We start from the raw sequence: 25022 nt of genomic DNA on the forward strand, positions 1-25022 counted from the left end.
GCATCTGCTTCGTCGAATCGACTTCGAGTTGTCCCGACGCATCCAGCGTCTTCGAATTGGCTGGGAGAGGAAGGGACACAACAGAAGCCAAGGAGTCACGGTCTACTTCTATCATGCCGACTTAGCTCAATTGGTAGAGACGAGCACCTGCTTCGTCGAGTTGGCTTCGAGTTGCCTCGACGCATCCTGCTTCCTCGAAACAGCTTGTAGAGGAAGAGGCACAGAGCACAACAATGAGCCACCTTCTTGTATTTATTTTATGCCGACTTAGCTCAATTGGTAGAGCAACTGAATCGTAATCAGTAGGTTGCGGGTTCGAGTCCTGCAGTCGGCATTTTTTATTTTTATTATGGAGGGGTAGCGAAGTGGCTAAACGCGGCGGACTGTAAATCCGCTCCCTTTGGGTTCGGCGGTTCGAATCCGTCCCCCTCCATATTTTATCCATAAACGGGCCTATAGCTCAGCTGGTCAGAGCGCACGCCTGATAAGCGTGAGGTCGGTGGTTCAAGTCCACTTAGGCCCATTTTTTTATGACAGATGGCAAGAGCAATTCTTGCCATCTTTTTTTATGCCATCGCTAACGGAGCGATGGGCCTGTTTATGCGGGCGGGAATCGGGCAAAATAAGCGGCGGGGAACGGCATGTTTTTGCGGAAGGAGGGAAGAGGATGGCCGAAGCCACCTTTTATATCGATGGGGCGACGTCGCCGCAGCCTATTGCGCGTATTGAACGTCTTCTCAGCGGGCTCGACGGTGTGGAGCGTTCACTCGTCGACACGGAAGATGGGGAAGTGAAGGTTCAATTTGATGAAAAAAAGATTTCGAAGGAACGCATCATCTTGACGTTGCAGCAGCATGGATTCCGCTTCCAGTAGCAAAACGCCTTTGGTGGCCGCTGTCTGACAGTGTAAGGGTGTCCAATCGGGACACCCTTTTTTCTTAGCAACGGCCTGTCGCTGATCATTTGTAAGTGCAGGTGGAATCGTTCCGTCAATGGACGTACTTTCCATAATCCGGGACAGCGATGCGGTCAAAATCACGGGCGAGCTTTGTCAGCCCAGCGCGCAATTCTTCTCCTGCCACTGGGGCGCCGTGTCCGGTGACAGCAACCGATGGAAAGAGTGCGGCCAATTTGCGCACCGATTCGCGGGCGGCTTCCCAGTCGGTGGTATAGTAGCGCGGCGGGCCGGTAATTTCGGTTTGCTGGGTCAACACTTTATACAGTGAATCTTGGCGGACCGTGACAAACGCATCGCCAGCGATTAAGGCCGCATCGCGAGGACGGAATAAGGAGATGTGGCCCGGTGTGTGCCCGGGGGTGTGCAACCAGCGGAACTCCGGCAAGTGCGGGACGGTGCCGTCTTCAGGGAGAGGCTGGACGCGGTTGCCGAGCTGGATCGGTTCGTTTGGGAAAAACGGCGAGATTTTGGCGAGAAGTCCGCCTTCAACGGACGCGTCCGGTTCGGGATAGCGCGCTTTGCCGGTTAAATACGGCAGTTCGTCTTTGTGGGCGTACACCGGCACATTCCATTCCCGGATGAGTTCAATTAATGCTCCGACGTGGTCAAAGTGGCCGTGGGGTGAACTACCCACCACCTACGCTTCGCTTAGAGGTGGGGGCTTCAAGCGACTTGTGTGTGTTCGCCGAACGGTAAGCCACACACAAGAACCCTTTACGCTTCCCTTCGTTCCGAAGGTGTCCGTTCTAGCCATATTCTATCATACTCGTTGGCTAACGCCAACCGACATTCATCTCCCACTTTCACTTCGTTTAGAAGTGGGAGACTTCTTTCGGAAAGATGTTAAAATCCCCCTCCTTTGAATCATTGTCCAACGATAGCATGCCGCATCGACCTGTCTCCTATACAAAAGAGCTGCCGTCTAGCTCGACATGGATCGCCAAAGAATGGTACAATAAGGAAAACACAATGGCACAAGGAGGCTGCAAACGAATGAGCATTTTGAAAAAAGGATTGGCATTCGGGCTGGGATTGGCGATTGCAAGCAAAGAACAAGTGGAAAAGATTATTGACGAGCTTGTCAAAAAAGGCGAATTGTCGCTTGACGAATCGAAGGAAGTGATCGATCAATGGAAGCAGCAGACCGAGGCGCGGAAAACGGAAGTGCAGCGGCTTGTACGCGAGCAAATCAAACAAGTGATCGACAAGCTTGAATTGGCAACAAAAGAAGACGTGCGGCAGCTTGAAGAGCGAATCCGCCGTCTTGAAGAAAAGGAACAAAGCGGGCAGTAAACCGATGCGGCCTGTCCGCTCGCTTTTTGCCGCCTTAGGAGAGATGTCCCGATGATCGGAAAACGGATGCGCCATATCGGAAGGTATCACGAAATCGCCGTTGCCTTGCTTCGGCACGGATTCGGGATGATCGTCGATGAGCTCGGCTTTTCGTCTTTTCTTTCTTTGCCGCCGCGATGGAGAGCGGAGCAAGGGAAAAAGGAAGGAAAAACGGTTGGGGAGCGGCTCCGCCTTGTGCTTGAGGAGCTCGGCCCGACGTTCGTGAAGCTCGGACAAATTGCTAGCACCCGGCCGGATTTGATTCCCGCTCCGATCATCAGCGAGCTCGAAAAACTGCAAGACCAAGTTCCGCCGTTTCCGTTTGCCGACGTTCGCCGGAGGGTGGAAACAGAACTTGGGGGCTCGCTTGAAACCTTGTTTCGTTCATTTGACGAAACGCCGCTCGCGGCCGCTTCGCTTGGGCAGGTGCACCGGGCGGTTCTTCCTTCCGGACAAGCCGTGGCGGTGAAAGTGCAGCGTCCGCACATCGCTGCGCGGATGGAGACGGATCTGGACATTTTGCAAGATTTGGCCGTGCTGGCGGAACGTCGTCTCGATTGGGCGGCAACCTACCAATTGTCTGAGATTGTCGATGAACTGGCGCGTTCATTACAGCAGGAGCTGGATTATACCGTCGAGGCGCGCCATGCGGAACGGTTTGCACAGCAGTTTGCCGACGATTCGTCGGTGTATGTCCCGAAGGTGTTTTGGGATTATACGACGAAAACCGTGCTCACGCTGGAATATGTCGAAGGAATGAAACTTGGGGAGCTCGAGCGGCTGAAAGCGAATGGCCACTCCTTAAAAACGATCGCCGAGCGTTTGGCTGAAGCAACCTTTAAACAAATGTTTGAGCATGGATTTTTTCATGGCGACCCTCATCCTGGCAATGTATTGGTTCTTGATGATGGAACGCTTTCCTTCATTGACTTTGGCTTGATGGGCCGCCTTCGCCCCCATGTCAAACATCATCTTTCTTCCCTCATCATCGCCTTAATGCGTCAAAACACGGATGGGGTGTTGGGTGCGATCTACGGCTTAGGGATTGTTCCTGACGGAGTCGATGAAGGAAAACTGCGTGATGATCTTGACGAGCTGCGGGAGAAATACTACCGCATCCCGCTCGGTGAGATCAGTCTTGGGGAAGCGGTGGAGGATTTGCTTTCGGTGGCGTTTCGCTACGGCATTCGTATTCCAAGTGATTTGACCTTGCTTGGAAAGGCGCTGTTGACGGTCGAAGGGGTCGTGGAGACGCTTGACCCGCAGTTTCGCATCATGGACGTTGCCGAACCGTTTGGGAGAAAGCTGATGAAAGAGCGTCTTCGGCCTGATCGCGTGGCAGAAACAGCGTGGAAGCGGATTTTTGATTATGGTGAATGGCTGCTCCGACTGCCGGAGGGCGTAAAGGAATGGACGAAAATGATGCGGCATGGCAAGCTTCGATTGGAAATCACGGCTCCTGATTTGGAAGCGCTGCTAAAGAAGCTCGACCAGATTACAAACCGGCTGTCGTTTAGCATCGTTCTTCTTTCGCTGAGCATCGTCCTCGCCGGACTGATGATCGCTTCATCATTGGGGCGTCCGTCGACGCTGCTGTGGAAGATTCCTGCTGTCGAAATCGGATTAGGTGCGTCCGCTTTTCTATTTGGTTGGCTGCTTTACTCGATTTTTCGTTCGGGAAAGTTTTAGCGTTTGGGGCGCCATGATTTCACCGCGTTCGGATTCACCGAGGGTGTCCAAACGCCAAAGTATGTTTGTTGTCAAGGATTTCGGTATAAATTCCGCGCATTGAATGATACTAACCGTGCTGTCTCACTGCGTTTAAGGAGTGGAAAATGGATTTTAGGGAGGATCGATGATGATCGTTTCTCTACCTGTCGTTTGGGCGGTGGAACTTCTAGCGGTCACGTTGAGTGTCGTAGGAAGTTTTTGGATTGCCAAGCAGCATGTACGAACATATGCGGTTTTGTATGCATTCAGCGCGGTGACAGGCATTGTTCTTTGCCTTGCGTTTGTCTATGCCGGATTTTACTCCTTTCCTGTCAAGCTCGTTCCCTATACACCGATTCCGCTCGTGGAAATGGCAACCGTTATTCCGTTTTTCGTTTTGTTTGGGGTCAAGTACAGTCCGGAAAGCTGGGCATGGAAGCTCCCTTTTTATTTTGCGATGGTGCAGTTGATTATGTTGTTCGAGTTGGTTGCGCTTGTATCGCCGCTCTCTCTGATTGATTATAAGAAGTGGGATGTGTGGGATTCGTACACCGCCTGGTGGCTGTATTTGCTTTTCTTTGAGTGGGTGGGCGGAAAAATCGTCCCCCCAAAGGCCCGCTCCCCCCTTGCGTCTTCTTCTTTCCGCTACGGCCGGTGGGGATGGATGATCGTCCATGCGATTGCCATGACGACCGTTTTTTTAGCTGGAGTATATGCCGGGTGGAACATAAAATAACTGGCAGCAGATCATCCATGTTCGGACAGCCAGCAAACAAAATGTCTGGATGCGGACGAGAAAGCGGATCGATGCGTAGGCGATAAATACGATGTTCAAGTTTGCGTCTGTTGTGTCCGGCCTAGGATGTGTGGGCGCCGTGCGAAAAAAGATCGATGATTTTTCCTCCATCATTATTCTTGGTTGGGCAGGATTTTGATCTGGCTGGAGCGAAACTAGTACAGCAAAAAGGAGAATAAAGGAAGGAGAGACCTCGATGTCCATTGTCAACCCAAGCCGGGAAGAAATCGGTGACATTTTGCGCAAGGCGAAACGGATTGCCGTCGTTGGGTTGTCCAACAATCCGGAGCGCGAGTCATATATGGTGGCGAAGGCGATGAAAGACGCTGGATACGACATCATTCCGGTCAACCCGATGATCGATGAGTGGGAAGGCATTCCCGCGGTTGATCGACTCACCGATATCGAAGGCCATGTCGACATCGTCGATGTGTTCCGCCGCCCTGAGCATTTGCCGGAGCTCGCCCGCGAGTTTGTGCAAATCGACGCCGACGTGTTTTGGGCGCAGCTTGGCGTCGTCAATGAGGAGGCGTATCGCTTTTTGAAAGAAAAAGGCTGCACGGTCATTATGGACCGCTGCATTAAAGTGGAACATGCGCTCACCAAGCGTTCTTAATCCATGAAACGGCCATCTTGTTCGAGATGGTCCTTTCGTTTTTTTGTCGCACTTGTCCGAATTTGTCGGGGGATGTCAAAAGGCAATGGACAGTTGGGAAGTTTATGGTACAATAGAAACAGATGTTCTTGTTTTAGCAGGAAGGGGTGGCCTTGTGGCAAAGCGAGCGACATACGAATATAACGAAGATGCCATTCAAGTGTTGGAGGGGCTTGAGGCAGTCAGGAAGCGGCCGGGGATGTACATTGGCAGCACCGACAGCCGCGGCTTGCATCATCTTGTCTACGAAATTGTCGACAATTCGGTCGATGAAGCGTTGGCCGGATACGGAAATTACATTTTGGTGCAAATACATAAAGACAACAGCATCACGGTTTTGGATGAGGGGCGCGGCATGCCGGTCGGGATGCATAAGCTCGGCAAGCCGACACCGGAAGTCATTTTGACCGTGCTTCATGCCGGCGGCAAATTCGGGCAAGGCGGCTATAAAACGAGCGGCGGCCTGCACGGGGTCGGGGCGTCGGTTGTCAACGCTTTGTCGGAATGGCTCGTCGTCACGATTCATCGCGATGGCTTCATTTACCGGCAGCGGTTTGAGCATGGAGGCAAACCGGTGACGACGCTGGAGAAAATCGGCACAACGAACAAAACCGGGACCATCATTCAATTTAAGCCGGACCCAACGATTTTCAGCACGACGGTGTTCGATTATGAGACGTTGAGCGAGCGGCTGCGTGAATCGGCGTTTTTGTTAAAAGGGCTGAAAATCGAACTCGTTGACGAACGGACGGGTATGCATGATGTGTTCCATTACGAAAACGGAATTGAAGCGTTTGTCGCCTATTTGAATGAGGAGAAAGATGTGCTCCACCCGGTTGTGTATTTTTCTGGCGAGCAACACGGCATTGAAGTCGAGTTTGCGTTCCAGTTTCATGACGGTTATTCGGAAAACGTGCTGTCGTTTGTCAACAACGTGCGCACCAAAGACGGCGGCACGCATGAAGCGGGTGCGAAAACGGCGATGACGCGCGTGTTTAACGAATACGCCCGGCGCGTCGGCTTGCTCAAAGAAAAGGACAAAAACCTCGAAGGATCCGATATTCGCGAAGGGTTGTCCGCGGTCGTTTCGGTGCGCATTCCGGAGCATTTGCTGCAGTTTGAAGGGCAGACGAAAGGCAAGCTCGGGACAAGCGAGGCGCGTTCGGCCGTCGATGCGGTTGTTTCCGAGCAATTGACGTACTTTTTGCAAGAAAATCCGGACGTGAGCACGATGCTCATCAAAAAAGCGATCCGGGCGTACCAAGCGCGTGAAGCGGCCCGCAAAGCGCGTGAAGAGGCGAGAAGCGGCAAAAAGCGGAAAGGGAAAGAGGCGCTCTTAAGCGGCAAGCTGACGCCGGCGCAGGGGCGCAATCCGCAAAAAAATGAGCTGTATTTGGTCGAAGGCGATTCGGCGGGCGGCTCGGCGAAACAAGGGCGCGACCGCCGCTTCCAGGCGGTCCTTCCGCTGCGCGGAAAAGTCATCAATACGGAAAAGGCGAAGCTTGGCGATATTTTGAAAAACGAGGAAATCAATACGATCATCCATGCCATCGGCGGCGGCGTCGGCGCTGATTTTTCGCTCGAAGACGTCAACTACGACAAAGTGATCATTATGACCGACGCCGACACGGACGGTGCCCATATTCAAGTGCTGCTGCTCACGTTTTTCTACCGCTACATGCGTCCGCTCATTGAAGCGGGGAAAGTATACATCGCCTTGCCTCCGCTTTACAAAATCAGCAAAAAAAGCGGCAAAAAGGAAGTCATCGAATACGCATGGACGGATGAGCAATTGCGGGAAATCACGAAACGAATGGGCCGCGGCTATACGATTCAGCGCTACAAAGGGCTTGGCGAAATGAACGCCGATCAATTGTGGGAAACGACGATGAATCCGGAAACGCGCACGTTGATCCGCGTGCGCATTGAAGATGCGGCTCGCGCCGAGCGGCGGGTGACGACACTGATGGGCGATAAAGTCGAGCCGCGCCGCAAATGGATTGAAACGCATGTTGCCTTTGGGCTTGAGGAAGAGCCAGGGTGGATCGGCTGATGGCGGCGCGAAAAGACGCCGCCATGATTGCGCCGATGTCTTGTAGGAAAGGAGAGGTATGATGGCAGAGCGATTGTTGGAATTGCCGTTAGAAGACGTGCTTGGCGACCGCTTCGGCCGCTACAGCAAATACATCATCCAAGACCGGGCGCTGCCCGATGCGCGCGACGGGCTGAAGCCCGTGCAGCGCCGCATTTTGTATGCGATGTACATGGATGGCAACACGGCTGATAAACCGTTTCGCAAGGCGGCGAAAACGGTTGGAAACGTGATCGGCAATTTTCATCCGCATGGCGACTCGTCAGTGTACGAGGCGATGGTGCGGATGAGCCAAGAGTGGAAGCTGCGCAACGTGCTGATTGAAATGCATGGCAACAACGGCAGCCTCGACGGCGACCCGCCGGCGGCGATGCGCTACACGGAAGCGCGCCTGTCGGCGATTGCCGCCGAATTGCTTCGCGATATTGACAAAGAAACGGTTCCGTTTGTGCCGAACTTTGACGATACGACGGAGGAGCCGACGGTTTTGCCGGCGATGTTTCCGAATTTGTTGGTGAACGGCTCGACCGGGATTTCGGCCGGTTATGCGACCGACATTCCCCCGCATGCACTTGGCGAGGTAATCGATGCTGTCCTGATGCGGATTGACCGGCCGGATTGCACCGTTGAGGAGCTGATGACCGTCCTTCCCGGACCCGATTTTCCGACCGGCGGCATCATCCAGGGGAAAGACGGCATCCGCAAGGCGTATGAGACCGGCCGCGGGAAAATCATCATCCGCGCCAAAGCCGCCATCGAGCAGGCGAGAGGCGGGAAAAAGCACATTGTCATCACGGAGTTGCCGTATGAAGTGAACAAAGCGCATTTAGTGAAAAAAATTGACGAGCTTCGTTTGGACAAAAAGCTTGACGGCATTGCTGACGTCCGCGATGAAACGGATCGGAACGGGCTGTCGATCGTCATCGAACTGAAAAAAGACGCCGATGCCGAGGCGATCCTTAACTATTTATACAAAAACACCGATTTGCAAGTGCCATACAGCTTCAACATGGTGGCGATCCATGAGCGCCGGCCGAAGCTGATGAGCTTGCCGGAGCTGTTGGATGCCTACATCGCCCACCGGAAGGACGTCGTCACGAACCGTTCGCATTTTGAGCTCAAAAAAGCGAACGAGCGGAAACATATTGTCGACGGGTTGATCAAAGCGCTCTCGATTTTGGATGAGGTGATCGCGACGATTCGGGCGTCCAGCGACAAGCGCGATGCGAAAGATCGGCTGATGGCTCATTACGGATTCACCGAAGCGCAGGCTGAGGCGATCGTGACGCTCCAGCTGTATCGTTTGACGAACACTGACATCACGGCGCTGCGCCAAGAAGCGGATGAGCTCGACAAAACGATCGCCGAGTTGACCGCGGTCTTGGCCGATGAGAAAAAGCTGTTGTCCGTGATTAAAAAAGAATTAAAAGCCATGAAAAAGCAATACGCCGATGAGCGGCGGACGGCGATTGAAGAGGAGATTGAAGAGCTGAAAGTGAAGGTGGAGGCGCTCATTCCGGCGGAAGATGTGATCGTCACCGTGACAAAAGAAGGATATGTGAAGCGGACGAGCTATCGTTCCTACAGCGCCTCAAACGGTCAAGACATGGGCATGAAGGAAACGGATCGGCTGCTCGCCCAGCTCGAGATGAATACGACCGATGTGCTCTTGCTTTTCACCCGCCGCGGTTATTATTTATACTGCCCGGTGCATACGCTCCCTGATATCCGTTGGAAAGAGGTCGGCCAGCACATTTCCTATCTCATTCCGCTTGAACGCGACGATGAACTCGTCGCCGCTGTTCCAGTCTCTTCCTTTAACACCGGGGAGCAGCTCATCTTTGTGACGAAACAAGGGCTCGTAAAGCGAACGGAGCTCGCTCAATACCAAGTGCAGCGCTACACCCGCCCGCTTGTGGCCGTTAATGTGAAAGAGGATGATGATGTCATCGCCGTCTATGCGACGGATGGATGCGGCCATCTTTGGCTTGCGACGCATGATGGACATGCGCTCTTGTTTGCCGAGGAGGAGATCAGCTTAGTCGGCGTGCGCGCGGCTGGCGTGAAAGGGATTCAATTGAAGGAAGGGGATTTTGTCGCCGCTGCGTGCCCCGTTCGCCTAGAAGAAGGGGGCTCATTCATCATCGTCACGCAGCGCGGGGCGGTGAAAAAAGTGGCGCTTGGTGAGTTTGAGCCGTCTTCACGGGCGAAGCGCGGCGTTGTGGTCGTCCGTGAGGTGAAATCCAATCCGCACCGAGTTGTCGGCGCCGTCTTTGTCCGTGGTGACGAGGAAATGGTCGGATTGCGGACGGAAAAAGGGGTGGTCGAGACGATCGAAGCCGCTTCCCTTCGTCCCTCTGACCGATACAGCACGGGTTCGTTTGTCGTTGACACTGACGAAGCGGGGGTGGTGGTGGACGTCTGGAAAGAGCCGGCGAAACTGCTTGGAAAAGGGGAAGAAGGATGAGGTTTAAACGTCAAGAACCGTTCCGGTATCAGTTTGGCCGGCCGCTCCCGGCTGAACTGCGCATAGCTGATCAACACTACAGCGTTTTGATTCATGATATAAGTCCGCATGGAATGAAGTTGGAAGCGGCAATCCATCTTCCATTTTCCCACGACGGACCGTTGGTGGAAGTGTCATTTGCGCTGAGCGGCGCTTCCTTTGCGTTCCGCGGCCAGCTTGTATGGGAAAAGCCGTTTGCCCGCATCCACTATTACGGTGTCCGCCTCTATGCCGCCAAACAAGAAGAAGCGCGCTTGATCGAAGCCATCAAACGGCATGTAGCCGAGAGCCGCCGAATATGACCAAAAAAGGGCCCGCGTTTTGGCGGGGCCCTTTTTTGATTTTTGACGGAGGGATGGCGCATGCAAAACGGGTGCCCTTGTTACATACATGGATGCCAACATCGTCTCACCAAAACTTCCACCATTTATTTGCCCGTGTTCGAGCAGCGCTCGTGCTCGCAGCGGTTTGCCGAAACGACAACACGAGCTCGCGAAACGCTTTTTCCCGTTCTAAAATGCGCAATTCGAGCTGTTTTCGCTCCTCTTCCTGCCTTGCCTTTTCCTCGTGACAAAACGCAACGACCGTTTCCAAATGTTCGTGCAGCTGTTCCGTTTTTTGCTGCCATGCGTCCTCGTAATCGCGGAGTGAACGGCGCACCGTTTCGGCAGCTGCCGTCGTTTGCTCCTCGATGTAGTCGAGGCGGCCTTTCACCTCATCCAGCGCTTGCCGGACCGTGGCTGTCGTTTCCTGTTTCAAGGCGTCGACGATATCGTCTTTTAAGCGGGCCGCCAACTGCTCGGCTATGTATGGCATCCCTTGATGCAGCAGGCGGGGCACATCAATGATTTCCCCTTCCATGACGGCGGTTTCCACTTGAGCGGCTGTCTCGTTGGCTCGATCTACCGATTGTCCGTCCATTTGCCTGATCATTTCAGCCACTTCGTGCGGATGGCGGCCGTCCTCAAGCCAAGTGCGGATATGGCGAAACCGATCGATCAGCTCGTCGGTGTACATGCGTGCTCCCTCGGTTGTGCGTGGGACGGCAATCGATCCGGCGAACTGCTTTTCCCATTGTTTCAAATCACGGGCGGTGACCCCGATTTTTTTCGCTGCTTCGCGGAGTGTATAGGTTTTCATCGCATTCCCTCATCCTTTCTCGTCTTTTGGGCATTGATTTGCGTTATGTTTTATTTTCCTACTCGGTCGTTGATTTTCCTGCCGCTTGACAAAACATAACAAAAGAAGTGAAAAATAGAAAAAAACAAACAAGAAATGTCGAAATATCGCGGTTTTAGTCGAAAAACATTGACAAACTTGTATATACAGGATAAAATGAAGGTGAGTTGTATATACAAGTTTGTTTGCAACCGGTTGCTGAAAGCGATTTAGCTTAAGAGTAGCGATTGTGAGAAAAGGGAGGCGTTCATCATGGGGGCATACCAACAAGCAGCCGCGCAAATCGTGGAAGCCATTGGCGGAAAAGAAAACATCGTCGCCGCCACGCATTGTGTGACACGGCTTCGGTTTGCGCTCAAAGAGGAAGGAAAAGTCAATAAGGAAGCGCTTGAGCGCATCGATGTCGTCAAAGGGTCGTTTTCCGCAAACGGCCAGTTTCAAGTCGTCATCGGCCAAGGGCTTGTCGATAAAGTGTATGACGACCTCATCGAGCTGACGGGCATCGGCCGGGCGACAAAGCAGGAGATGAAAGACGCTGCGGAAGCGAAGCTCAATCCGCTGCAACGCGCGATTAAGACGCTGGCTGATATTTTCATTCCCATCTTGCCGGCGATCGTCACAGCTGGTTTGTTGATGGGGATGAACAACGTTTTGACAGGACCAGGCATTTTTTACGAAGGGAAATCGTTTATCGAGGTGCACAAAGAATGGGCCGATTTGGCGAACATGATCAACTTGATCGCCAATACGGCATTCGTCTTCCTGCCCGGTTTGATCGGCTGGTCGGCGGTGACGAAATTCGGCGGCAGCCCGCTTTTAGGGATTGTCCTCGGTTTGATGCTCGTCCACCCGGATTTGCTCAACGCTTGGGGCTGGGGAGCGGCGAAAGAAAAAGGAGAGATTCCGGTTTGGAACTTGTTCGGCTTTGAAGTGCAAAAAGTCGGCTACCAAGGACAAGTGCTGCCGGTGCTGGTGGCTTCCTACGTGCTGGCGAAGCTTGAGCTGTTTTTGCGCAAGCGCATTCCAGATGCGTTTCAGCTGTTGCTTGTCGCGCCGCTTGCGTTGCTCATTACGGGCTTTTTGGCGTTTATCGCCATCGGGCCGGTCACATTTGCGATCGGCAATGCCATTACCCACTTGTTTGTCACGATTTTTGACACGGTTCCGGCTCTTGGAGGATTGTTGTATGGAGCGTTGTATGCGCCGCTTGTCGTCACCGGAATGCACCATACGTTCTTGCCGGTTGACTTGCAGCTGATTGCCAATACCGGCGGCACATTCTTATGGCCGATTTTGGTCATGTCCAACATCGCCCAAGGTTCGGCAGCGTTGGCGATGATGTTTGTCGCGAAGGAGGAAAAGCTGCGCGGTTTGTCGTTTACGTCGGCTGTTTCCGCGTATTTAGGCATCACGGAACCGGCGATGTTCGGGGTCAACTTGCGCTTTCGCTTCCCGTTTATCGCAGCGATGACAGGGGCGGCAATCGCCGGCATGTTTATTACGCTCAATAAAGTCATCGCTCCGTCGATCGGCGTCGGCGGCCTGCCGGGTTTCTTGTCGATCGTGCCGCAAAAGTGGACGCCGTTCTTTATCGGCATGGCGATCGCGATTGTGGTGCCGTTTGCGCTGACGTTTGTCTTTGGGAAAGTGCGCAAAGCCGCCCGCTCATGATTAGTGTGTGTGGAAGCAAGGGAGCGATGTGCGAAATCATCCATTTACCACCATACCATTGGCCGCCGATGCCAATGGTATGTTTTTATCCTGACGAACGAGGTGAAGAGAGATGCCAGCAATCCCTTGGTGGAAAAAAGCGGTCGTTTATCAAATTTATCCGAAAAGCTTCTGCGACACAAATGGAGACGGCATCGGCGATTTGCCGGGCGTGATCGAGAAGCTCGATTATTTACAAGAACTGGGCGTTGATGTCATTTGGCTGACACCGATCTACGCGTCGCCGCAGCGCGACAACGGTTATGACATCAGCGATTATTTCCGCATCCATCACGAATACGGAACGATGGACGATTTTGACCGTCTGCTTCACGAAGTGCATGCGCGCGGCATGAAGCTGGTGATGGACATGGTCGTCAACCATACCTCAACCGACCATGAATGGTTTAAGCAGGCGCGCTCCTCGAAAACGAACCCATACCGCTCGTTTTACATTTGGCGCGACCCGAAGCCGGACGGCGGAGCGCCGAACAACTGGCAATCGAAATTCGGCGGCTCGGCGTGGGAATACGACGAACAAACCGGCCAATATTACTTGCATTTGTTCGATGTGACACAAGCGGACTTGAACTGGGAAAACGAAGAGCTGCGCCGCCGCATTTATGACATGATGCATTTTTGGCTCCAAAAAGGAGTGGACGGCTTTCGGCTTGACGTCATCAACTTGTTGTCAAAAGACCAGCGCTTCCCGGATGACGACGGTTCGGTGCCGCCGGGGGACGGGCGCCGCTTTTATACAGACGGACCGCGCATTCATGAATTTTTGCAAGAGATGAACCGTGAAGTGTTTTCGAAATATGACGTCATGACGGTCGGGGAAATGTCGTCGACGACGATCGATCATTGCATCCGCTACACGAACCCGGAAAACCACGAGCTCCATATGACGTTTAACTTCCATCATTTGAAAGTCGATTACCCGAATGGGGAAAAATGGGCGGTGGCCCCATTTGATTTCTTTGCCTTAAAACGCATTTTGTCCGAATGGCAAGTCCGGATGTATGAAGGCGGGGGCTGGAATGCGCTCTTTTGGTGCAACCACGATCAGCCGCGCATCGTGTCGCGCTATGGCGATGATGGGGCGTATTGGAAAGAATCAGCCAAAATGTTGGCGACGACGATTCATTTGATGCAAGGGACGCCATACATTTACCAAGGCGAAGAAATCGGCATGACCGATCCGAAATTCACCGATATTCGCGACTATCGAGATGTCGAGTCGCTCAACATGCACCGGATTTTGCGAGCGCAAGGCAAAAGCGAGCGGGAAGTGCTTGAGATTTTGCAGCGAAAATCGCGCGACAATTCCCGCACGCCGATGCAATGGGACGACAGCCCGCATGCCGGTTTCACGTCCGGGACGCCGTGGATTCGCGTCGCCGACAACTACCGGCGCATTAACGTGAAACAGGCGCTCGCCGATCAGGACTCGATTTTTTACCATTATAAGCGGCTGATTGAGCTGCGCAAACAGTATGATATCATTACAACCGGCCGCTATGAGCTGCTGCTGGCGGACGATCCGCATATTTTTGCCTATATGCGTCATGGCGATGGAGAAAAGCTACTTGTTGTCAACAATTTTTATCCAGTCGAAACGACGTTCACGCTGCCGAAAGAAGCGGGAGCCGATGGCTATACGGGAGAACTGCTGCTTGCCAATTATTCGGACGCGCCGGCCGATTTTCGCCGCATGCGGCTGCGCCCGTACGAATCGGTTGTTTATCTTTTGCGCCGGCCGTGATACAATACAAGCGGTGATTCTTATGCATGAAAACAAATATTTAACCATTTACCATGACCTCATTTCCCGCATCCGCCGCGGAGAATGGAAGGCGTACGACAAGCTGCCATCGGAACACGAGCTGGCCGCCCGGTATGAGACATCGCGCGAGACGATTCGCAAAGCGCTCCATTTGTTGTCCGAGCACGGCTATATCCAAAAAATGAAAGGAAAAGGATCGATCGTCCTTGACGTCGGCAAATATGACTTTCCCGTATCCGGATTGGTCAGCTTTAAAGAACTGGCGCAGACGATGAAGCAGCCGGTGCGGACGATCGTGCATGAACTGGCGATCATCAAGCCGGATCGCGAGCTCAGGCAGCAGCTGCGCGCCTCAAGCAAAGACGAAGTGTGGAAAGTCGTGCGCGTCCGGGAAATCGGCGGAGAGCGGATTATTTTGGATAAGGATTTCTTTTTGAAGAAGCATGTGCCGCTATTGACGAAAGAGATTTGCGAAGACTCGATCTATGAATACTTGGAAACGAAGCTGCATTTGCCCATCAGCTTTGCCAAAAAGGAAATGTCCATTGATGGGGCGACGGACGAAGATCACCGCTATTTGGACTTAAACGGCGATGACCGCGTCGTGGTCGTCAAAAACTACGTGTATTTAAGCGATGCTGCATTGTTTCAATACACGGAATCGCGTCACCGGCTCGACAAGTTCCGATTTGTCGATTTTGCGCGCCGGAAATGACAACGCCTTCTGTGCCCCAGGTTGTTTGTGAGCCAGTCTGGGGCGGATGGAAGTGTGGGCCACGCTGCAAACTGCAGCGCGGCTTTTTTTGTTTGCGCGGGCAACATAAATTTTATAAGTAAAACTATGTTCTAAATCATCAATGAAAATCATAAAAAACCTACATTATGGCTATCCTTCTTGGTAACAACAGTACGTGAAGGAGGCGCCGACGTGGAAGGAACATGGTGGTCGCTGTTGCCTTTTTTGCTCATCATTCCATTGGCAATATGGTTGAAAGAAATTTTACCCGGCCTCGTGGCCGGATTGCTCGTCGGGGCGTTTTGCCTTGAGCGGTCGGCTGTTGGCGCGATTGAGCGCGCTGTTTCCGCCATTCTTCACGCTCTTACGGATTCGGAACATATGAAAGTGGCGGCGTTCTTATATTTGTTCGGCTCTCTTGTCGGCATGATGCAAATTACCGGCGGGATCAAAGGGGTTGTCGAGAGACTTTCCGGCCGCATCCGCTCGAAGCGGGGGATTTTGTTGTTCGTTTGGCTGACGGTGCCGGTGACGTTTTTTATGCCGATGTTTCGCATTATGCTCCTTGGACCAGTGATGAAAGCGGTCCTTCGCCAGTTTCGCATCGACCGCCGCCGCATGGCGTACATGATCGATGTCTCAACCGAACCGATCATCGTGCTTTTGCCGGCGGCAACGGCATTTGTCGGCTTTATGACTTCCGTTGTCGCCGCGGCGCTTGAGCAAAACGACATTCACGAATCGCCGTATGACGTGTTTTTGCACAGCCTGCCGTACAACTTGTTTGCGATTTTCGCTCTGGCCGTCGGGGTGTTGACGACGATGTTGAACATCCGGATCGGCAAACCGCGAGCGAAAAAAGAGGAAGGGGAAACGAATGAACTGCACGGACTCGGGTTGCGCAAGGAGCTGGCGCTGATCAACGGAGAGCCGCTTCATTTATTCGTTCCGTTGGCGCTGTTGCTCGGCTTGACGTTTGCCTTTTTTGTCTATGACGGTCGGCGGCGCGGAGCAAACCGCTGGATTGAGGCGTTTTCCGCGGCCGATGCGACATGGGCGATGATGTTGGCGTTGTTTGTGACCATCCTTTTGTCGATGGCGTTTTATTTATGGCGTCGACAATCGCTTTCAGAGCTGACATACCATTTTTTTGCTGGAGGTAACGAAATGATGGCGCCGATCGGCATGCTCGTTCTCGTATGGGCGGTCTCGGCGGTGGCGGGGGAACTAGGATTTGCGGAGTACGTGTCGTCGACGTTCGGCACATGGCTGCCGGGGGCATTCGTGCCAGCGGCCGTGTTTTTGGTCGGATCGTTTTTATCCTACTTTATCGGTTCTTCATGGGGAACGTGGGGCATTTTGATGCCGCTTGGCGTCACGCTTTCCCATGCGACCGGAGCGCCGCTCGAAGTGACAGTCGGCGCCGTGTTTGCGAGCGGGACGTTTGGCGCCTTTGCTTCTCCGCTTGGCGATACGACGATCACGACCGCAGCCATTATGGATATGGACTTGATGAGCTATGCGAAATATAAACTGCGCCTCTCTCTCCTTTGCGCCGGCGCGTCGCTCGCAGGATACGTTCTTTTGCCGCTTTGGATGCCATGAACCAGCGGAACGCGCCGCCGGCCGGTCTTTTCAAGCTTCCTAATAGGTGAACAGGTTGGGATGTTCACCGTCTCATTTTATAATTATAAAAAATGTTCTAAATAATCAATAAATCAACAATTGAAAACAAGAACAAACCAGAGTATGATAAAAATAACATACTGACTAGTTGGTAGCTGCAAATCCAACTCAGCCACGCCCCATGCTCACCCAAACGAATATTGTGGGCGAAAGGGGCAAAAAAAGGAAAGAAAGGAAGAGGGAGAAATGAAGACGCACATTATTACCATCAACCCACGCTTTTGTGAAACGGATGCGCTTGGACATTTAAGCAACATTAGCTATTTTATTTATTTAGAAGAAGCGCGCACCCGCCTGTTTGATGAATGGCGTTACGGCGGGCGAACGGACGACTGGCATTTTATTTTAGCTTCCACCAAGTGCGATTTTATCAACCAAGGATTCTTCGGACGACGATTGCGCGTGGAAACCAATGTCTCCCGGATTGGCAATAAAAGCTTTCAATGCATTCATCGCATCATGGAAGAGGAAACAGGGAGACTGATCGCCATTGGAGAGGCAGCGGTCGTCCATTTCAATTTCCAAACCCAAACGAGCGAACCATTGCCCGATGACTTGCGGACCATGCTTGCCGAATACCTTGTGCCGTCCGTGGGGGAAACGATTTCGCCGGCATCGTGCAAAAAAAGGGAGTGAATACCATCCGCCTGTACGGCGGATTTTTCATTTTCAACTTTCCCACGTTTTTTGGACCGAACCACCGAAGGCGACATACTTTGTAAATAGACGAAATGGCGGAAAGGGGGAATCAACATGGCCATTCACGCTGTGATCGGCAATGCGGTGTATACATGCCGCGGGGAGCTTGAGACGTATTTTCAGCCGTTTCGCGATGGAACGATCGGCCGCTTTCATCCGTTTTCTACGCCGTTTGGCAAACAGCGGCTTATTTACGCCGACTGGACGGCAAGCGGGCGGCTGTACCGGCCGATTGAAGAGAAGCTGACGCATGAGCTCGGTCCATTTGTCGGCAACACGCATACGGAATCGAATGTAACCGGAACGAAAACGACGCTTGCCTATCGCTATGCAAAAGAAATCATCAAACAGCACGTTCATGCCGGGAAAAACGACGTCTTGATCATGCAAGGCGCCGGGACCACAAGCGCCGTCAACAAGCTGCAGCGTCTGCTTGGCTTGCGCGTACCGGAACGATGGAAGCACCGCTTGTCCCTTCATGATGAGGAGCGGCCAGTCGTCTTTGTCACCCATATGGAGCACCATTCCAATTTATTGCCATGGGTGGAAACCATCGCGGAAGTCGTGGCGGTCCGGCCGACCAAGAACGGGGATGTCGATCTTGACCATTTGCGCGAGCTGCTGGAGCGCTACCGAGATCGGCCGCAAAAAATCGGTGCCTTTACTGCTTGCTCGAACGTCACGGGGTTGGAAACCCCATATCATAAGCTGGCGAAAATCATGCACGAGCATGGCGGCCTTTGCTTTGTCGATTTTGCCGCTTCCGCTCCGTACGTCCGCATCGATATGCATCCGGACGACCCAATGGAGCAGCTTGATGCCATTTATTTCTCCCCCCATAAGTTTCTCGGCGGGCCGGGAAGCGCCGGCGTGCTTCTCTTTAACAGCCGTCTTTATCATCAGCACGCTCCGGATCACCCCGGCGGCGGGACGGTGTACTGGACTGACCCGTGGGGGAACTATGAATACATCCAAGCCATTGAGGAACGCGAAGATGGCGGAACACCGCCGTTTTGGCAAACCATCAAGGCAGCGTTGGCCATCCAGCTGAAAGAGCAAATGAACGTAAAACAGATGCGCGCCCGCGAAAAGGAACTTGTTTCCCTTCTTTTGCCGGCGCTCAAAAGCATTCCCGGCGTCCGCGTGCTTGAAGGACATCGGGACGACCGTCTTGGCATCATCTCATTTGTCATAGATGGATTGCATTACAATCTTGTTGTCAAACTGCTGAATGACCGCTTCGGCATTCAAGCACGCGGCGGCTGTTCCTGCGCCGGACCATACGGCCACTATTTGCTTGGCATCGACAAGGAACAATCCGCTATGTTGCTTCAAGAAGTCAAAAACGGCAATCCTCTCGCCAAACCAGGATGGGTGCGTCTGTCGCTCCATCCTACGATGACGAACGAAGAAGTGTATGCGATCATCCACGCCATCCGTCAAATCGCCCGCTATGGCCGCCGCTGGCAGGAGGAATACGAGTACGATGCTGGGAAAAATGAGTTCGTCCACCGTGACGATGATCGGTACATTCGGCATTTCTTTCTCTTTTAAGCTTCCGAGAGCAAGGACGGTCATTTTTTCATGCGTTTTTGTTTTCAGTCCTAGCCAGAACTCGGTACAATAAAGGCATCTTGACCAAAAGAAGGGGAGAACCGATGAACGAATTGTACCATTTGCTTGTGCGAACCGATCGGGAGCAACAATTGTACAACCAAGCGCGTCGCCTTGCGGAACGGTTTGCGGAAAGGGCGGCGCATGATGACGAACAGGCAACGTTTCCATTTGCCGATTTTGCCGATTTAAAAGAGGCTGGATTCCTTTCCTTGACCGTCCCAACTGAATACGGCGGCCAAGGGGCGTCGCTTTATGAGCTCGTGCTCGTGCAAGAAACGATCGCCCAAGGCTCTGGGGCAACCGCCTTGGCGTTCGGCTGGCACGCAAGCATTCTCATGCGTTTATTTTTGCTTCGCCGCTGGCCAGAATCGGTGCTCACTCATTTGGCGAAAGAAGTCGTTTGCCGCCACGCGCTCATCAACAGCGCCCACTCTGAACGGACAACTGGCAGCCCGGCGCGCGGCGGTAAACCGGAAACGACGGCCGTCTTTCGCCATGGCCGCTTTGTGCTTCGAGGGCGAAAGACATTTGCATCGTTAGCCCCTGCGCTCGATTACGTATTGATTTCCGCCACGATGGAAGACGGTCGGGTCGGTGAATTTCTCGTGCCGATGTCTGCTTCAGGCATCCGCATCGAGCCGACGTGGAACACGCTTGGCATGCGGGCGACGCGCAGCGATGATCTTGTTCTTGAAGAGGTCGAAGTCGACCAAGAGGCGCTCGTCGAGACGCTCGGAGAAGCGAATGAAGCCGCTCCGGCGCAAGGATGGCTGTTGCACGTGCCGGCTTGTTACTTAGGCATCGCCATTGCGGCGCGCAATGAGGCGCTTCGCTTTGCCAAGACGTACCAGCCTAATACCCTGCCTCACCCAATCGCCTCGACGCCAGAAGTGCAGCGGAAAATCGCGGAAATGGAATGGCGCCTCACCCATGCGCGCCATTTCCTGTACGCGGTCGCCGATTTATGGGATCGCTATCCGGAAAAACGGATGGAAATGAAAGAGGAGTTGGCAACAGCCAAATTGGTCGCCACCAATACCGCGCTTGAAGTCGTCGATTGGGCGATGCGCATTGTCGGCGGACAAAGCTTGTTTGCTGACAACCCGCTCCAGCGGCATTACCGTGACGTCCGCGCTGGACTCTACAACCCGCCGGCGGATGACTTGACGTTTCAATGGCTTGCCAAGCGGGCATTGTCTCACAACCCACCTGCTCCATAAAACAGAACGGACTCAAGAACACGAAAAAGCTGTCCCGGCTTTGTGGGGGACAGCTTTTTTGATGCCAAGCGGTTATTCCACCTCAAGCGCCGAACGCAAAAACTCGGGCAAGGCGAAACATTGACGAAAGACCGCATCATTGACGTATTTCGTGTCGTTTGGAATGGTTGTTTGCGCCGGGAAAACGAGCGGCCGTTTCGAGCCGATCGTAAAGCTCCACAATCCGCCTGGATACGTCGGCACCACAGCGGTGTACACAAGCACATGCGGGAACAGTTCGCGAATGTTGCGGTACGTCCGTTTCAAAATATCCAAGTGGAAAATCGGCGACTGGCTTTGGCAGACCATCAGCCCGTCCGCTTTCAAGGCGCGATGGACGTTGGCGTAAAACTCCGGTGAAAACAAGGCTTCCGCCGGGCCGACAGGGTCAGATGAATCGATCATAATGACGTCGTAGACGCTTTCCTTCCCTTGCACAAACACGACGCCATCATCATAAACAAACCGCACGCGCGGATCCGATAAGTTGCCGGAGACAGCTGGCAAATGCTCTTTGCACGCCCGGACGACTTTTTCGTCGATTTCCACCATGTCGATGGCTTCAAGATGAGCGTATTTCGCCGTCTCACGAGCTGCGCCGCAGTCGCCGCCGCCGATGATGAGCACCCGCTTCGCTTCCGGATGAAACTGCAGCGGCACGTGCGAAATCATTTCGTTATAAATATGGCCGTCAATCGAGGTCGTTTGCACGACGCCATCGAGTACGAGCATGCGGCCAAAATCGTACGAATCCAAAATCATCACATGCTGGTACTCGGACGGCTCGGCAAAAATCACCTCTTTGATTCGATAGCTGATTTTTAAGTTGTCGCGATCATCTTCGGTGAGCCAAAGCTCTCCATTGTCCATATGCAAGTAAGGTGGCAAAGCGTTTCTTTCGTGTTTCATTGTGACCTCCTTTAGTCATGCAGATGTTTTCACACCTTTCTAATCTTAATATATTCTTCGTCTTGTGGCAAACAAAGGGGATGTGATCGGCCGGTGCCGGACGGACGTATTCATCCCGCCGCCCATGTTTGACGACTGGTTTCTTTTTTCCAATTGATGATCGTTCTTGCCGCCACATCCCGCGCAAAGGCCGAGCGCCAAGGTGCCAATCGCCGCCAAGGCCGCCATCGGTTTCGCATCATCCCGCGTCTTCCTTCCGTAGCGCGATGCTTGGTGATCGTGTGCCTGCCAAACGCCAAAAAACTCTCCAGCTTATAGCCAGAAAGTTTTCTCAACCGCGCCGCTCTTTCAATAAAGAACGAAGCGACGCTCGGTCTTCAAGCAAGTCGGCGAGCGTATACGCATCCAGCACACGCAAAAACGCCTCTAACGCCTCGTGAAGTGCGAAGCGAAGCCGACATACCGGCGTTAAGACGCACTCATTGCCATGGGCGGCAAAACACTCGACAAGCGATAAGTTTTCCTCCGTTTCGCGAACAACCGCGCCGATGACAATCTCCTCGGGGCGTTTCGCCAGGCGGATTCCACCGTTGCGCCCACGGATCGTTTCAATGTAGCCGAGTTTGCCAAGCTCATGGACGATTTTGCTTAAATGATGCTCTGAAATGGAAAAGGCAGCGGCAATGTCTTTGATGTTTGTTTTTTCTTCTTCATCAAGCGCGCCTAAAAACAAGAGGACGCGCAAGGCGTATTCCGTATAGTTCGTCAACTGCACCGTGATTCACAACCTTTAAGCGGCATTCTTGATCCCATTGTACCACACCTGATTCGAACGGAGAATTGTGAACAATTTATTAAAGATGTATTTGAAATATTGCTTTTTCGTAGTGCTCATGATTGAATAAAAGATGTATTAAAAATACATGTTTTTTAAGGGGATGAAATCATGACAACGACAACGAAATTGCATCCAAAAACGATTGAAATGGTAAAATCAACGGTTCCTGTCTTGGAAACACATGGTGAACAAATTACGAAACGGTTTTATGAACTCATGTTTTCCAACCATCCGGAGCTGCTCCATATTTTCAACCACGCCAACCAAAAGCAAGGGCGGCAGCAACGCGCCTTGGCCGCAGCCGTGTATGCGGCAGCGCGCTATATCGACCAGCTTGATGCGATTTTGCCGGTTGTGCGGCAAATCGGCCATAAACACCGCAGCTTAGGAATCAAACCAGAACAATACCCGATCGTCGGAAAGCATTTGTTGCTGGCGATCAAAGACGTGCTCGGCGACGCCGCCACCGACGAAGTGATCACGGCTTGGGCGGAAGCATATGAAGCCATTGCGTCCGTTTTCATTCAAGTGGAAAAAGAGCTCTACGATGAGGCAGCGGCCAAACATGGAGGCTGGCGTGACTTTCGGCGATTTGTCGTCGTGAAAAAGGTGAAAGAAAGCGGCGTCATTACTTCGTTTTATTTGAAGCCGGAAGACGGCAAGGCCATCAGTGATTATTGGCCGGGCCAATACGTCAGCGTCAAACTGTCGATTCCGGGCGAGACGTATACGCATATTCGCCAATACAGCTTATCGGATGCACCTGGAAAAGGGTATTACCGCATCAGCGTCAAACGGGAAGCAGCTACAGAGGACAAGCCGGCCGGCATGGTTTCCAACTATTTGCATGATCATGTCCAAGAGGGCGATGTGCTCGATCTTAGCGCTCCAGCCGGCGATTTTACGCTTGATTTGTCCAAAACGACGCCGGTTGTGTTCATCAGCGGCGGCGTCGGCATCACTCCGCTTTTGAGCATGGCGCATACGTTGGCCATCCGCCAACCGGCCCGCCCAGCGACGTTTTTGCATGCTGCTTTGAATGGCCGCGTACACGCATTTGACGAGGAGCTTCAGATGTTGGCGGAACGCCCGTCATTTTCGTATCATATTTGTTATGAGTCGCCGTCCGACGAGGACCGCCGCCATCCGCATTTTGGCAAAGAAGGGCGGATTGACCTTGCATGGATGCAATCCGTGATCCCGACGAAAGACGCAGACTTTTATTTCTGCGGCCCGGTGCCGTTTATGAAAACCGTCTATCGCGCTCTAAAACAATGGGGCGTGTCAGAGGAGCACATCCATTACGAATTTTTCGGCCCGGCCGGCGATTTGACGAAAGACTGAGAGAGGTTTTTCGCTTGCCAAGGAGCTGACCCAAAAGGGTCATTTTCCTTAACAAAACACAACATATTGTTTCTTAATGATTATCTTATACCTATATACGGCAATAAGAAAGGGTGTCCTGATCCTTTTGGGACACGCTCTTTTGTTATCTCCCTGTTGGCAAGCTCATGAATTTTTTGTATGATGAATGGCAAGGAAAAGCAAGAAAAGGGAGAGACAACGCATGACGACATTTCGCCAACATCGCTGGCAATCATTTTTGCAAGGTTACGAGCAGCGCGCTCGAATCCTTATTTCCTGCCCAGATCGCCCGGGCATCGTCGCGGCGGTGACGTCGTTTCTGTACGAACAAGGGGCGAATATCGTGGAATCGAGCCAATACTCGACTGACCCTGAGGGAGGGACGTTTTTTCTCCGCTTGGAGTTCGACTGTCCGAACATCGCCGAGCGAAAAGAAGAGATCGAAGCGGCGTTCGCCCCGATCGCGGCTGAATTTCAGATGCGTTGGCAGCTTCGGCTGCACAACGATATTCGGCGAATCGCGATTTTGGTCTCCAAAGCCGAGCATTGTCTGCTTGAACTTCTTTGGCAATGGCAGGCGGGAGAGCTGATCGCCGACATCGCCCTTGTCATCAGCAACCACCCCGACTTGCGCGAGACGGTCGAGTCGTTTGGCATCCCGTATGTGCATATTCCGGTGACGAAAGAAACGAAAGCGGACGCCGAAGCCGAACAAATTCGTCTGCTTCGTGAGTATCAGATCGACACGATCGTGCTTGCCCGCTACATGCAAATTTTGTCGCCGGCGTTTGTGGCTGAATTCCCGGGACGGATCATCAACATCCACCACTCATTTTTGCCCGCCTTTATCGGCGCGCGTCCGTATGAGCGGGCGTATGAGCGCGGCGTCAAATTGATCGGCGCCACATCGCACTACGTCACCGACGATTTGGATGAAGGGCCGATCATTGAGCAGGACGTCGCCCGCGTGGATCACCGCCACCATCCGGACGACTTAAAGCGGATCGGCCGACTGATTGAAAAAACGGTGCTCGCCCGGGCGCTTCGGTGGCATTTGGAAGACCGGGTCATCATCCACGGAAATAAAACGATCGTGTTTTATTGAAACCAAGCGGGAGAGGATTTTTCCTTTCCCGCTTGATATAATGAAGACAAGCAGGATTTCGCCGCCCAAAGAGCGAAATTTCAT

20 protein-coding genes, 3 tRNA genes and 1 pseudogene are annotated in these 25022 nt (G+C 52.9%); 20 read left to right on the forward strand and 4 right to left on the reverse strand.

What is annotated here, in order from left to right:
• Window positions 1-261: 261 nt before the first annotated feature.
• From B9L19_RS09680 to B9L19_RS09695, 4 genes are all read left to right on the forward strand, one after another.
• Window positions 262-334, forward strand: a tRNA-Thr gene (locus tag B9L19_RS09680).
• Between the two features lie 17 nt (window positions 335-351).
• Window positions 352-433, forward strand: a tRNA-Tyr gene (locus B9L19_RS09685).
• A 16-nt stretch (window positions 434-449) separates the two neighbouring features.
• A tRNA-Ile gene (locus B9L19_RS09690) sits at window positions 450-523 on the forward strand.
• A gap of 144 nt (window positions 524-667) precedes the next feature.
• A complete protein-coding gene (locus B9L19_RS09695) occupies window positions 668-874 on the forward strand; it encodes a heavy-metal-associated domain-containing protein (RefSeq protein WP_025950625.1) in 207 nt (68 codons plus the stop codon).
• A 115-nt stretch (window positions 875-989) separates the two neighbouring features.
• On the opposite strand, the pseudogene B9L19_RS09700 reads toward B9L19_RS09695, so the two are convergent.
• A pseudogene (locus B9L19_RS09700) lies at window positions 990-1577 on the reverse strand (MBL fold metallo-hydrolase); the annotation flags it as partial.
• A gap of 374 nt (window positions 1578-1951) precedes the next feature.
• Between B9L19_RS09700 and B9L19_RS09710 the strand changes: the two are divergent.
• The 7 genes from B9L19_RS09710 to B9L19_RS09740 all read left to right on the forward strand — a co-directional run bounded on the left by B9L19_RS09710 (window position 1952) and on the right by B9L19_RS09740 (window position 10351).
• On the forward strand, window positions 1952-2251 hold the full coding sequence (locus B9L19_RS09710) for a phasin family protein (RefSeq protein WP_025950623.1): 300 nt from the start codon (window positions 1952-1954) through the stop codon (window positions 2249-2251).
• A gap of 51 nt (window positions 2252-2302) precedes the next feature.
• Window positions 2303-3979 (forward strand): ABC1 kinase family protein, encoded by a 1677-nt coding sequence (locus B9L19_RS09715; protein WP_025950622.1) that lies wholly within the window; start codon window positions 2303-2305, stop codon window positions 3977-3979.
• Between the two features lie 169 nt (window positions 3980-4148).
• A complete protein-coding gene (locus B9L19_RS09720; protein ID WP_025950621.1) occupies window positions 4149-4736 on the forward strand; it encodes a CBO0543 family protein in 588 nt (195 codons plus the stop codon).
• Window positions 4737-4992: 256 nt separating this feature from the next.
• On the forward strand, window positions 4993-5412 hold the full coding sequence (locus B9L19_RS09725; RefSeq protein ID WP_025950620.1) for a CoA-binding protein: 420 nt from the start codon (window positions 4993-4995) through the stop codon (window positions 5410-5412).
• 154 nt (window positions 5413-5566) lie between these two features.
• Complete coding sequence (gene parE, locus B9L19_RS09730; RefSeq protein WP_025950619.1) at window positions 5567-7504, forward strand: DNA topoisomerase IV subunit B; 1938 nt, start codon at window positions 5567-5569, stop codon at window positions 7502-7504.
• Window positions 7505-7565: 61 nt separating this feature from the next.
• Window positions 7566-10010, forward strand: a complete 2445-nt coding sequence (gene parC, locus B9L19_RS09735; protein WP_047753109.1) for a DNA topoisomerase IV subunit A — start codon at window positions 7566-7568, stop codon at window positions 10008-10010.
• Window positions 10007-10351, forward strand: a complete 345-nt coding sequence (locus B9L19_RS09740; RefSeq protein WP_047753110.1) for a PilZ domain-containing protein — start codon at window positions 10007-10009, stop codon at window positions 10349-10351. The genes parC and B9L19_RS09740 overlap by 4 nt, the downstream gene beginning before the upstream one ends.
• 106 nt (window positions 10352-10457) lie before the next feature.
• On the opposite strand, the gene B9L19_RS09745 is transcribed toward B9L19_RS09740, so the two are convergent.
• Window positions 10458-11189, reverse strand: a complete 732-nt coding sequence (locus tag B9L19_RS09745) for a MerR family transcriptional regulator (RefSeq protein WP_025950616.1) — start codon at window positions 11187-11189, stop codon at window positions 10458-10460.
• Window positions 11190-11480: 291 nt separating this feature from the next.
• Here B9L19_RS09745 and treP point away from each other — a divergent pair, with 291 nt between their 5' ends.
• The 7 genes from treP (at window position 11481) to B9L19_RS09780 (ending at window position 20682) form a co-directional block, all read left to right on the forward strand.
• Entirely contained in the window at window positions 11481-12899 is a 1419-nt protein-coding gene (gene treP, locus B9L19_RS09750; protein ID WP_025950615.1) for a PTS system trehalose-specific EIIBC component, read from the forward strand.
• 112 nt (window positions 12900-13011) lie between these two features.
• The gene (treC, locus tag B9L19_RS09755) at window positions 13012-14703 is read left to right on the forward strand and encodes an alpha,alpha-phosphotrehalase (protein ID WP_047753111.1); all 1692 of its coding nucleotides are present in this window, start codon (window positions 13012-13014) and stop codon (window positions 14701-14703) included.
• A 22-nt stretch (window positions 14704-14725) separates the two neighbouring features.
• On the forward strand, window positions 14726-15439 hold the full coding sequence (treR, locus tag B9L19_RS09760; protein ID WP_025950613.1) for a trehalose operon repressor: 714 nt from the start codon (window positions 14726-14728) through the stop codon (window positions 15437-15439).
• A gap of 213 nt (window positions 15440-15652) precedes the next feature.
• A complete protein-coding gene (locus B9L19_RS09765) occupies window positions 15653-17065 on the forward strand; it encodes a Na+/H+ antiporter NhaC family protein (RefSeq protein WP_047753112.1) in 1413 nt (470 codons plus the stop codon).
• Between the two features lie 267 nt (window positions 17066-17332).
• Complete coding sequence (locus B9L19_RS09770) at window positions 17333-17782, forward strand: acyl-CoA thioesterase (RefSeq protein ID WP_025950611.1); 450 nt, start codon at window positions 17333-17335, stop codon at window positions 17780-17782.
• Window positions 17783-17899: 117 nt separating this feature from the next.
• Complete coding sequence (locus B9L19_RS09775; RefSeq protein ID WP_047753113.1) at window positions 17900-19399, forward strand: aminotransferase class V-fold PLP-dependent enzyme; 1500 nt, start codon at window positions 17900-17902, stop codon at window positions 19397-19399.
• 104 nt (window positions 19400-19503) lie between these two features.
• Window positions 19504-20682: an acyl-CoA dehydrogenase family protein gene (locus B9L19_RS09780; protein ID WP_047753114.1), complete on the forward strand. Its 1179-nt coding sequence runs from the start codon at window positions 19504-19506 to the stop codon at window positions 20680-20682.
• 72 nt (window positions 20683-20754) lie between these two features.
• Here B9L19_RS09780 and speE read toward each other — a convergent pair whose 3' ends face one another.
• Complete coding sequence (gene speE, locus B9L19_RS09785) at window positions 20755-21630, reverse strand: polyamine aminopropyltransferase (protein ID WP_025950608.1); 876 nt, start codon at window positions 21628-21630, stop codon at window positions 20755-20757.
• A 331-nt stretch (window positions 21631-21961) separates the two neighbouring features.
• A complete protein-coding gene (nsrR, locus tag B9L19_RS09795; protein ID WP_044731355.1) occupies window positions 21962-22405 on the reverse strand; it encodes a nitric oxide-sensing transcriptional repressor NsrR in 444 nt (147 codons plus the stop codon).
• A 171-nt stretch (window positions 22406-22576) separates the two neighbouring features.
• Between nsrR and hmpA the strand changes: the two genes are divergently transcribed.
• Window positions 22577-23812, forward strand: coding sequence for an NO-inducible flavohemoprotein (hmpA, locus tag B9L19_RS09800; protein ID WP_047753116.1), 1236 nt, complete (start codon window positions 22577-22579; stop codon window positions 23810-23812).
• Window positions 23813-24035: 223 nt separating this feature from the next.
• Window positions 24036-24938, forward strand: a complete 903-nt coding sequence (gene purU, locus B9L19_RS09805) for a formyltetrahydrofolate deformylase (RefSeq protein ID WP_025950605.1) — start codon at window positions 24036-24038, stop codon at window positions 24936-24938.
• The last annotated feature ends 84 nt before the right edge of the window (window positions 24939-25022 follow it).

Source organism: Geobacillus thermocatenulatus, from assembly GCF_002217655.1.
Classification (GTDB): domain Bacteria; phylum Bacillota; class Bacilli; order Bacillales; family Anoxybacillaceae; genus Geobacillus; species Geobacillus thermocatenulatus.